Genomic DNA, 9,771 nt, shown 5'->3' on the forward strand with positions numbered 1-9,771 from the left:
GCCAGCGAAGAACTCTCGCGCCTGCTGTTCGTGTGGATGGTGTTCCTGGGCGCCGCCGCGGCCTACCCGGCCGGTGAACACATGGCCTTCACCAGTCTGGTGGGCCTGCTGCGCAAGCGCCGCGCCCCGATGGCCGTGGCCACGCTGGCGATCCGCCTGCTGGTGCTGCTGGCCTGCGCGCTGCTGGGGCGCGGTGCCTGGCAGCAGGTGGTGGTGGGCCTGGACAGCACCTCGGTGGTGCTGGGCTACCCGGTGGCCTTGCTGCCGCTGCCGGCGCTGCTGTGTGCCGTGGCCATCGGTCTGATGGTGGTGTGGGAAATCGTGACCGCCCAGCCGCTGGACCTCGGCCACAGCGTGGACGTGGAGTGACGACATGAGCCTCGAAGCACAAGCTTTCATCGTTTTCGTGGTCGGCATGCTGGTGCTCATGGGCATCGGCATGAACATGGCCTTCGCCCTGCTGCTCACCGGCGCCGCCATGGCCTGGGTGATGGACTTCTGGGACACCCAGCTGCTGGCGCAGAACATGGTCGCTGGCGTGGACAGCTTCCCGCTGCTGGCCGTGCCCTTCTTCATCCTGGCCGGCGAGCTGATGAACAGCGGCGGCATCAGCAAACGCATCATCGACATGGCGCAGACCTGGGTCGGCCACATCCGTGGCGGCCTGGGCTTCGTGGCCATCGGCGCCGCGGTGCTGATGGCGTCCATGAGCGGTTCGGCCCTGGCAGACACCGCCGCGCTGGCCACCATCCTGCTGCCCATGATGCGCGAGCACGGCTACCCCATGCACCGCTCGGCCGGGCTGCTGGCCTCGGGCGGCATCATCGCGCCCATCATCCCGCCATCGATGCCGTTCATCATCTACGGCGTCACCACCAACACGTCGATCTCGGCGCTGTTCCTCTCGGGCATCGTGCCGGGGCTGATGATGGGCGCCGCGCTCATCGTCACCTGGAAGATCGTGCTCAAGGGCATGGACCTGAAGGACAATCCGCCCGTGCCCCTGGCCGGCCGCCTGCGCGCCACGGGCCGCGCGGTGTGGGCGCTGCTGATGCCGCTGATCATCATCGGCGGCATGAAGAGCGGCGTGTTCACCCCCACCGAAGCCGCTGTGGTGGCCGCGTTCTACGCGCTGGTGGTGTCGCTGTTCATCCACCGCGAAATGCGGGTGGCCGAGCTCTACGGTGTGCTCACCCGCGCCGCCAAAACCACCGCCGTCGTCATGTTCCTGTGCGCCGGTGCCCAGGTGGCCAGCTACATGATCACCCTGGCCGACCTGCCCGGCGTGCTGGGCGGCTGGCTCGGCCCGCTGGTGGACAACCCGCGCCTGCTCATGGCCGTGATGATGGTCGTGCTGGTGATCATCGGCACCGCGCTGGACCTCACGCCCACCATCCTGATCTTCGCGCCGGTGATGCTGCCCATCGCCGTCAAGGCCGGCATCGACCCGGTGTACTTCGGCCTGATGTTCGTGCTCAACGGCGCCATCGGTCTCATCACCCCGCCCGTGGGCACGGTGCTCAACGTGGTGGCCGGCGTCGGCCGTCTGCCCATGCACCAGGTTATCAAGGGCGTGAACCCCTTCCTGCTCAGCTACACGCTGGTGCTGGCCCTGTTCGTCCTGTTCCCGCAGATCGTCACCGCCCCTGTGGCGTGGATGCGCTGATTTCTTCATCCCTTCTGTTTTCAACCCAAGGAGACTGTCATGTCCATCATCCGTCGCACCCTCATCGCCGCCACCGCTGCGGCCGCCTTTGCCGCGCCGCTGGCCGGCTTCGCGCAAGACATCAAACCGCGCCTGATCCGTTTCGGCTATGGCCTGAACGAACAGAGCAACCAGGGCCGCGCCGCCAAGGTGTTTGCCGACGAAGTGGCCAAGGCCTCGGGCGGCAAGATGAAGATCCGCGCCATCGGCGCCGCCGCGCTCGGCCCCGACAACCAGATGCAGCAGGCCCTGATCGGCGGCGCGCAGGAAATGATGGTCGGCTCCACCGCCACCCTGGTCGGCATCACCAAGGAAATGGCAATCTGGGATACGCCCTTCCTGTTCAGCAACACCAAGGAAGCCGACGCCGTGCTCGACGGCCCGGTCGGCCAGAAGGTGATGGACAAGCTGCAGGACAAGGGCCTGGTCGGGCTGGTGTACTGGGAGAACGGCTTTCGCAACCTGACCAACACCAAGCGCCCGGTCCACAAGCTGGAGGACCTCAACGGCATCAAGCTGCGCGTGATGCCCAACGACGTGTACCTGGAGAGCTTCCGCATCCTCGGCGCCAACGCCGTGCCGCTGGCGTTCTCGGAACTGTTCACCGCGCTGGAGACCAAGACCGTGGACGGTCAGGAGAACCCGTACAACACCATCCTGTCGAGCAAGTTCTACGAAGTGCAGAAGTACCTCTCGGTCACCAACCACGTCTACAGCCCGTGGATCGTGACGGTGAGCAAGAAGTACTGGGACGGCCTGTCCAAGGACGAGCAGAAGGTGCTGCTGGACGCCGCGAAGAAGAGCCGCGACTTCGAGCGCCAGGACACGCGCGCCGAAGCCGCCAAGGCGCTGGCCGACCTCAAGTCCAAGGGCATGCAGATCAACGAACTGACCCCGGCCGAGACCGCCCGCATGCGCGACAAGCTGACCAAGATCAACGCCTCCATCGCCACCAACGTGGGCATGGACCTGTGGAAAGAAACCCAGGCCGCCGTGGCCAAGGCACGCGCCGGCAAGTAAGCCCGTCGCGCTCAGATCGAAAGCCGGCCCTTGCCCAGGGCCGGCTTTTTTGTTTTCATGCGTCACCACCGCCCACGGATGCCACCATGAACTTCCTGCACACGCTCACCGGTTCTTTTGCCCAGCCCGCGGCCGAGAATCCCACCGTGGCCATGGTCGAGGCGGCCTACCGCCACCACGGCATGGCCTGGCGCTACCTCAACTGCGAGGTGTCGCCCGAACGGCTGGCCGACGCGGTGCGTGGCGCCCGCGCCATGGGCTGGGCCGGCTTCAACTGCTCGCTGCCGCACAAGGTGACGGTGATCGAGCACCTGGACCACCTCGCGCCCTCCGCGCAGATCATCGGCGCGGTCAACACCGTGGTGCTGCGCGACGGCCTGCTGGTGGGCGAGAACACCGATGGCCAGGGCTTCGTGGAGGCGCTGCGCCCGGTCTGCAGCATCGAGGGCCAGCGCGTGCTGCTGTTCGGTGCCGGCGGTGCGGCGCGCGCCGTGGCGGTGGAACTGGCCCTGGCCGGCGCGGCCCACATCACGGTGGTCAACCGGGGGCGGCTGCGCGGGCAGGAACTGGCCGATCTGATCGCTGCGAAAACCCCGGCCAGCGCCGAGTACCAGCACTGGCACCCGGCCATGCCGGTCCTGGCCGGCACGGGCATCGTGGTCAACGCGACCTCGATCGGGCTGTTCCCGAACGGGGACGACCAGCTCGACCTGGACTGGGCCACCCTGCGCCCCGGCATGGTGGTGGCCGATGCCATCCCCAACCCGCCGCGCACCCACCTCATCCGCACGGCCGAAGCGGCCGGCTGCACCGTGCTCGACGGCCTGGGCATGCTGGTGAACCAGGGCGCCATCGCCATCCGGCTGTGGAGCGGGGTGGATGTGGACCGCGCGGTCATGCGGCGCGAGCTGGAAGGCCTCTTCGGCGTGCCCGCATGACCCGCATCGAACTCGACGACGCCCAGCTGGCCCTTGTGCACGGCGAGGGCCGCCGCATCGAGCTGCAGCTGTCCACCGCACCGGCCTGGCGGCCGGGCGAGGGCGCCGACACCCGGCCCGTCCCCGGTCACCTGTCCGACATCGCGCTCGTCTTCGACGACGCCACCGCCACCTTCGATGGCGGCGTCGCCCCCGGCGACTGCATCGGCGCCGTGCGCGAGGCGCGCCTGCAGCACGACGGGCAGTTGGTGCGCGACCTGCCTGTGCCCGCCGAATGGACCGGGGCAATCAGACTTGAGCTGACCCTGCGCAACGGCGCGGGCTTCCAGGTGCGGGCGCAGCGCGTGCGGCTGACGCTGGCCGGTGACAGCCGCTTCACCGAGTCGCTGGCCTGCTGACCGGGGCGGGGCCCCGCCTATGATCGCGGGCTGCTTCCTCCCCCCCCACCGAACCCGATCCATGGCGCACCGCATCCTGCTGCTGGAAGACGAACCGGCCATCGCCGACACGCTGCTCTACGCGCTGCGCAGCGAAGGCTTTGAGGTGCAGCACGTGCTGCTGGCGCGCGACGCGCTGGCCGCTTTCGCGCAGCAGCCGCCCGACCTCGCCATCCTCGACGTCGGCGTGCCCGATGGCAACGGTTTCGACGTCTGCCGCGCCATCCGCAAGACCAGCGAGCTGCCCATCGTCTTCCTGACCGCGCGCAGCGAGGAGATCGACCGCATCCTCGGGCTGGAGCTGGGCGCGGACGACTACGTGAGCAAGCCCTTTTCGCCGCGCGAGGTCTGCGCCCGGCTCAAGGCGATCCTGCGGCGCACGGCCAGCGGCAAGGCCGCGGCGCCGGACGCAACGCCTTCGGCCGCCGGGTCGGCCGCGCTGCGGCTGGACGAGGCCGCGCAGCGCATCGCCTGCGGTGGCGACTACCTGGCGCTCACGCGTTACGAATACCTGCTGCTGGCGACGCTGCTGCGCCGGCCCGGGCGCATCTTTTCGCGCGCCGAGCTGATGGCGCTGGTCTGGGCCGACGCGCCCGACACGATGGACCGCACGGTCGACGCCCACATCAAGCTGCTGCGTGCCAAGCTGCGCGAGCGCGGCCTGGCGCCCGAGCTGATCCAGACGCACCGGCACATGGGCTACGCCATCAGCCGCCCCGGCTGAGTCGACGGCCGTACGTGGAGTGGCTCAGCGCTCGAGCCACTCCAGAAGATCCCGCAAGCGCTGTTCCGTGCCGGTGTCAAAACCCTGGGTGCCCACACTCTTGAGCACGGCTTGCCCGTCCGTCGTGTCGGGCAGGGTGGCCAGTGCACGCCGGATGGCCTGCATCTGAGCGGCCGTGAATGTGCGTTTGGCGACCAGAGGGAAGTAGGGTTGCGGGCGGCTTTGGTGCAACACGCGCAAGCCCGACTTTTCCAGCCCGCGTGCCACGCCCGAGTAGGACGCCACGCCACCCACATCGCCGAATCGGTTGGACAGATAGAACGGGATGGCATCCTGTTCCTTGACACGCACGATGTTCTCTTTGGTCATGTCCACGCCCTGGTCTCGAAGCTCGGCGGTGCAGAGCCGTGTCATGTAGGCCGCCGGGTTGGGCAGCACCACCCGCTGCCCGCGAATGTCCCGGATCGATGTCAGCGGGGAGGCCTTGGGCACAACGATCAGGCAATGGCCCTCGGGCTTGCTGGTGGCAACGAACTGGTAACCGTGGTCACGCAGGGCCCGGGCAGGGTAGTCGCTGGGGCGCGCCATGGCCAGATCGAAGCGCTGTTGCTTCAGGCCTTCTTCCAGGGCGGCGAACTCGCGGATGAAGACCACATTGACGCTGGCGTTGATGCTGCGGCCGATGGCGTCGGCCAGTCCTTTGTACTTGGCAATCACGCGGGCATGGTCGGTGCCTCCTGATGATCCTTCGCTGACGGCCATGACCAGCGACGCGGCCCTGGCGGAAGGCAACAGGCCGCACAGGGCGGCCAGAACCAGGTTGGTCCACGCGGTGCGCAGCAGGTGTTTCATCTGAGCTCTCCTAAATATATTTGTATGCGCATTGTTTGATGCAATGCACAGCATGCCGCAAACGGAGAGGGCGGGGGAATGACATCAGACAGGCGGTGACAATCCGTGCCTCAACTCCCGGAGGGTCCATGCGCATCGGCCTGCGTCTCCTGCTCGCTTTCTTCCTGGTGCTCGGTCTGGCGCTGTTCGTCGTGCTGCGCGTCTTCATCGAAGAGGTCAAGCCCGGCACGCGGCTGGCCATGGAGGACAGCCTGGTCGACGCGGCCAACGCACTGGCGCTGGTGGCGGCACCGGACATGAAGGCTGGCACCATCGCCAGCGGCTCCTTCGCGCAGGCCCTGTCGGCGCTGCCGCAGGTCGATCCGGGCGCGACGATCTGGGGCTTTCGCAAGTCGCACATCGACTACCGCGTGACCGTGACCGACGCGCGCGGCACCGTGGTGTTCGACAGCCGGGGCGAAGACGTGGGCCAGGACCATTCGCAGTGGAACGACGTGCTGCGCACGCTGCGCGGTGAGTACGGCGCGCGCTCCAGCGGCGAGAGCGCCTACGCCGCCGACCGCACGGTGATGCACGTGGCAGCGCCGATCAAGGCTGGCCAGCAGATCATCGGCGTGCTCACGGTCTCGCGCCCGAACCAGACGCTGGAGCCCTACATCCAGCGCAGCCGCGACCGCATCCTCAACTGGTCGTGGGTGCTGCTGGGGCTGTCGCTGGCGATCGGCCTGCTGTTCACCTGGTGGATCGCGAGTTCGCTCTCGCGCCTGCGCGGCTATGCGAACGCGGTCGCGCGTGGCGAGCGGGCCGAGCTGCCGCGCATGGGGCGCCTTTCGGGCAACACCGAATTCGTCGATCTGGCGCAGGCGGTGGAGCGCATGCGCCTCAAGCTCGAAGACAAGGCCTATGTCGAGCACTACGTGCACACGCTGACGCACGAGCTCAAGAGCCCGCTGGCGGCGATCCGCGGCGCGGCCGAGCTGCTGCAGGAGCCGATGTCCGAGGCCGACCGCGGGCGTTTTGCCGGCAACATCCAGCGCCAGACCGAACGCTTGCAGCTGCTGATCGACCGGCTGCTGGCGCTGGCCGATGTGGAGCAACTGCGCCACCTGCGCACGGTCGAACCGGTGGATCTGGCCGCCCTCACGCGCGAGCTGCTGCACACGGCCGAACCGAAGCTGCGGCGCAAGGGCCTGCAGGTGCAGACCACGCTGGACGAGGGCACGGCGGTGCGCGGCGACCGTTTCCTGATCGCGCAGGCGCTGCAGAACCTGCTGGACAACGCCATCGACTTTTCACCCGCGGGTGGCGTGCTAGCGGTGTGCGTCCAGCGCGTGGGCGGGGCGGTGGAATGGTCGGTGCGGGACCAGGGGCCGGGCGTGCCCGACTACGCGGTCGACCGCATCTTCGAGCGCTTCTATTCGCTGCCGCGCGCCGACACCCAGGAAAAGAGTTCGGGCCTCGGGCTGTGCCTGGTCCAGGAGGTCAGCGCACTGCACGGCGGCACGCTGCGCATTCACAACGTGAGCGATCCGCGCGGCTGCTGCGCGAGCTGGACGCTGCCTGCCTGACGCGTGGCGTGCCCACGGCACGCGGTTGGCTCAGCCCTTCGCGCGCGTGGCGTCGAAGATGAAGCAGGTCGTGGTCGCGTGGGCGTAGAGCTTGCCGTCGGGGCCGACGATGCGTGCTTCGGCGGTCGCCATCTGCCGCCCGCTGTGGATCACCTTGCCGATGGCGCGCAGCGGGCCGGTCTTGTCGCTGGCCGAGCGCACGATGTTCAGGCCCAGTTCGGCGGTGGTGTAGCCCATGCCGGCGGGCAGCTTGGTCTGCACCGCGCAGCCCAGCGCCGAGTCCAGCAGGGTGGCGTACCAGCCGCCGTGCACCGTGCCCAGCGGGTTGTAGTGTTTGAACTGCGGTTCGCCCTGGAACACCGCGTGGCCGTCACCGACTTCGATCAGCGCGAAGCCCAGCGTTTCGCTGATCGGCGGCGCGGGCAGTTCGCCGTGCAGCAGGGCCTGCATGATCTCCAGGCCCGACTTGCCGGCCACCTGTTCGGGGCGGGCCACGCCGATCTTGCCGCCTCCGGCGGCGATGCGCTCGCGCACGGCGGCTTCTTCCTGTTCCCAGCGAAGGCGGATGTTTTCGGTGTCCATGAACTCGGTTCCTCAAAAGTGTTGCATATGCAATCATTGTAGATACAATCAAACCATGGCCGCAAGCACCCCACCCAAAATCCTGCCGCAAGGCTGCACCAACCTCAAGCTGCGCCAGCTCATGCGCCGCGTGAGCCAGTTCTACGACGCCGAGATGGCGCGGGCGGGGCTCAAGACCACGCAGTACTCACTGCTGTCCTACGTCGACAAGCTCGGGCCGGTGCGGCCGGGCGAGCTGGCAGCGGGGTTGAAGATGGACGCCTCGACGCTCACGCGCAACCTCCGGCCGCTGGTCGACGCGGGCTGGGTGCTGGTGTCGGCGGGCGACGATGCGCGCAGCCGGCGGGTGAGCCTGACGCCCGCCGGCCGCGAGAAGCGCGCCGAGGCCAAGCGGCGCTGGAAGGTGGCGCAGGAGGGCATCAACCGCCTGCTGGGGGTGGAGCAGGTGGTGGCCCTGCACACGCTGATCGACGCGTCGATGGACAAGCTCGATCTGGTGGACGCTGTGGAGGTGTCCGATGAGTGAGCCCGCTCGCGCCGCCGACCAGCCGCTGCTGACCGCGCCCATCCTGCCCCTGCTGCTGAGGTTCGCGCTGCCCAACATGGGCGCGATGCTGGCAACCGCGCTGGCCGCCATCGCCGAGACCGCCTACGTCGGCGGTTTCGGTTCGCCAGCGCTGGCCGGCATGGCGCTGGTGTTCCCCTTCGTGATGTTCCAGATGATGCTGTCGGCCGGCGCCATGGGCGGCGGGGTGTCGTCGGCGGTGAGCCGTGCGCTCGGCGCGGGCCATCCCGAACGGGCCAACGCGCTGGCGGTGCACGCGCTGTGGATCGCGCTGGTGGCCGGCACGGTGTACATGGTGGCCATGCTCACGCTGGGCGAGGCCTTGCTGGCGCTGCTGGGCGGCCAGGGCGAGGCGCTGGCGCAGGCCATGGCCTATGCCAACGTGGCCTTCCTCGGCTCGGTGTTTGTCTGGCTGGTGAACACGCTGGCCTCGGTGATCCGCGGGTCGGGCAACATGGCCGTGCCCTCGGCGACGCTGTTCGTGGTGGCGCTGCTGCAGGTGGCGCTGGGCGGCGCGCTCGGGCTGGGCTGGGGGCCGCTGCCGCGCCTGGGCATGGCGGGCGTCGCCGCCGGCAGCGTGGTGGCCTACGGCGTGGGCGCGGCCTGGCTGTGGCTGTACCTGGTGTCGGGGCGCTCGCGCATCGCGCTGCACGTGCGCGGCACGCGCCTGGAGCGCGCGCGCTTCGCCGACATCCTGCGCGTGGGCGCGGTGGCCAGCATCTCGCCGCTGCAGACGGTGCTGACCATCCTGATCCTCACGCGGCTGGTGGCGCAGTTCGGCACCGACGCGCTGGCCGGCTACGGCATCGGCACGCGGCTCGAATTCCTGCTGGTGCCCATCGCTTTCGCTGTCGGTGTGGCCTCGGTGCCGCTGGTGGGCATGGCCATCGGCGCCGGCCAGATCGCCCGCGCGCGGCAGGCCGCCTGGACCGCGGCCGGGCTGGCGACGGCCATCCTGGGCGGGCTGGGCCTGGTGGTGACGCTGGCGCCCGACCTCTGGACTGGCCTGTTCACGCAGGACCCGGCGGTGCTGGCCTCGGCGGCCGGTTACTTCCGCTGGGCCGGCCCGGTGTACGGCCTGTTCGGCCTGGGGCTGTCGCTGTACTTCTCGTCGCTGGGGGCGGGCAAGGCCCTGGGCCCGGTGCTGGCCGGCACGCTGCGGCTGGTGATGGTGGCCGGCGGCGGCGCGCTGCTGGCGATGTGGCAGACCCCCACCTGGACCATCTTCGCGCTGCTGTCGGCGGGCATGGCGGTCTACGGCATCAGCTCGGTGCTGTTCGTGCGCAGCACGCCCTGGGGTGTGGAGTCTGAGCTCCCACGCTCCACCGCTGCGCGGGTCGCTGCCCCCCGCGGGGGTTGATTCGGCTTGGGGCGGCCCAG

At 69.1% G+C, this 9,771-nt stretch carries 11 protein-coding genes; 9 read left to right on the forward strand and 2 right to left on the reverse strand.

Annotated elements, in window-relative coordinates; genetic code table 11:
• From RMP09_RS09890 to creB, 6 genes are all read left to right on the forward strand, one after another.
• A partial coding sequence (locus RMP09_RS09890) for a TRAP transporter small permease subunit (protein ID WP_310565813.1) occupies nt 1–369 on the forward strand: 369 nt, incomplete at its 5' end.
• 4 nt (nt 370–373) lie between these two features.
• Nucleotides 374–1,666 carry a TRAP transporter large permease subunit gene (locus RMP09_RS09895; RefSeq protein WP_310565814.1) on the forward strand — a complete coding sequence of 431 codons (1,293 nt, stop codon included), beginning with the start codon at nt 374–376 and terminating at the stop codon, nt 1,664–1,666.
• Between the two features lie 39 nt (nt 1,667–1,705).
• Nucleotides 1,706–2,725, forward strand: a complete 1,020-nt coding sequence (locus RMP09_RS09900) for a TRAP transporter substrate-binding protein (protein ID WP_310565815.1) — start codon at nt 1,706–1,708, stop codon at nt 2,723–2,725.
• An 86-nt stretch (nt 2,726–2,811) separates the two neighbouring features.
• Nucleotides 2,812–3,663 carry a shikimate dehydrogenase gene (gene aroE, locus RMP09_RS09905; RefSeq protein WP_310565816.1) on the forward strand — a complete coding sequence of 284 codons (852 nt, stop codon included), beginning with the start codon at nt 2,812–2,814 and terminating at the stop codon, nt 3,661–3,663.
• Nucleotides 3,660–4,061, forward strand: a complete 402-nt coding sequence (locus RMP09_RS09910) for a hypothetical protein (RefSeq protein ID WP_310565817.1) — start codon at nt 3,660–3,662, stop codon at nt 4,059–4,061. Before aroE ends, RMP09_RS09910 begins: the two co-directional genes overlap by 4 nt.
• Nucleotides 4,062–4,122: 61 nt before the next feature.
• Nucleotides 4,123–4,824 carry a two-component system response regulator CreB gene (gene creB, locus RMP09_RS09915; protein ID WP_310565818.1) on the forward strand — a complete coding sequence of 234 codons (702 nt, stop codon included), beginning with the start codon at nt 4,123–4,125 and terminating at the stop codon, nt 4,822–4,824.
• A 24-nt stretch (nt 4,825–4,848) separates the two neighbouring features.
• Here creB and RMP09_RS09920 read toward each other — a convergent pair whose 3' ends face one another.
• Complete coding sequence (locus tag RMP09_RS09920) at nt 4,849–5,676, reverse strand: phosphate/phosphite/phosphonate ABC transporter substrate-binding protein (protein ID WP_310565819.1); 828 nt, start codon at nt 5,674–5,676, stop codon at nt 4,849–4,851.
• Between the two features lie 128 nt (nt 5,677–5,804).
• On the opposite strand from RMP09_RS09920, the gene creC reads away from it, so the two are divergent.
• Nucleotides 5,805–7,244, forward strand: a complete 1,440-nt coding sequence (gene creC, locus RMP09_RS09925) for a two-component system sensor histidine kinase CreC (protein ID WP_310565820.1) — start codon at nt 5,805–5,807, stop codon at nt 7,242–7,244.
• A 30-nt stretch (nt 7,245–7,274) separates the two neighbouring features.
• On the opposite strand, the gene RMP09_RS09930 is transcribed toward creC, so the two are convergent.
• Nucleotides 7,275–7,826 carry a PaaI family thioesterase gene (locus tag RMP09_RS09930; protein WP_310565821.1) on the reverse strand — a complete coding sequence of 184 codons (552 nt, stop codon included), beginning with the start codon at nt 7,824–7,826 and terminating at the stop codon, nt 7,275–7,277.
• 55 nt (nt 7,827–7,881) lie between these two features.
• Here RMP09_RS09930 and RMP09_RS09935 point away from each other — a divergent pair, with 55 nt between their 5' ends.
• Both RMP09_RS09935 and RMP09_RS09940 read left to right on the forward strand, forming a co-directional pair.
• Nucleotides 7,882–8,352, forward strand: a complete 471-nt coding sequence (locus tag RMP09_RS09935) for a MarR family winged helix-turn-helix transcriptional regulator (protein ID WP_310565822.1) — start codon at nt 7,882–7,884, stop codon at nt 8,350–8,352.
• Nucleotides 8,345–9,751 carry an MATE family efflux transporter gene (locus RMP09_RS09940; RefSeq protein ID WP_310565823.1) on the forward strand — a complete coding sequence of 469 codons (1,407 nt, stop codon included), beginning with the start codon at nt 8,345–8,347 and terminating at the stop codon, nt 9,749–9,751. The genes RMP09_RS09935 and RMP09_RS09940 overlap by 8 nt, the downstream gene beginning before the upstream one ends.
• Nucleotides 9,752–9,771: the final 20 nt, after the last annotated feature.

Source organism: Hydrogenophaga sp. (assembly GCF_031426985.1).
GTDB lineage: Bacteria > Pseudomonadota > Gammaproteobacteria > Burkholderiales > Burkholderiaceae_C > Hydrogenophaga.

Coding starts and splice junctions, on each gene's coding strand:
- RMP09_RS09895 (WP_310565814.1), top strand. CDS start 374: ATGAGCCTCGAAGCACAAGCTTTCATCGTTTTCGTGGTCGGCATGCTG.
- RMP09_RS09900 (WP_310565815.1), top strand. CDS start 1,706: ATGTCCATCATCCGTCGCACCCTCATCGCCGCCACCGCTGCGGCCGCC.
- aroE (WP_310565816.1), top strand. CDS start 2,812: ATGAACTTCCTGCACACGCTCACCGGTTCTTTTGCCCAGCCCGCGGCC.
- RMP09_RS09910 (WP_310565817.1), top strand. CDS start 3,660: ATGACCCGCATCGAACTCGACGACGCCCAGCTGGCCCTTGTGCACGGC.
- creB (WP_310565818.1), top strand. CDS start 4,123: ATGGCGCACCGCATCCTGCTGCTGGAAGACGAACCGGCCATCGCCGAC.
- RMP09_RS09920 (WP_310565819.1), bottom strand. CDS start 5,676: ATGAAACACCTGCTGCGCACCGCGTGGACCAACCTGGTTCTGGCCGCC.
- creC (WP_310565820.1), top strand. CDS start 5,805: ATGCGCATCGGCCTGCGTCTCCTGCTCGCTTTCTTCCTGGTGCTCGGT.
- RMP09_RS09930 (WP_310565821.1), bottom strand. CDS start 7,826: ATGGACACCGAAAACATCCGCCTTCGCTGGGAACAGGAAGAAGCCGCC.
- RMP09_RS09935 (WP_310565822.1), top strand. CDS start 7,882: ATGGCCGCAAGCACCCCACCCAAAATCCTGCCGCAAGGCTGCACCAAC.
- RMP09_RS09940 (WP_310565823.1), top strand. CDS start 8,345: ATGAGTGAGCCCGCTCGCGCCGCCGACCAGCCGCTGCTGACCGCGCCC.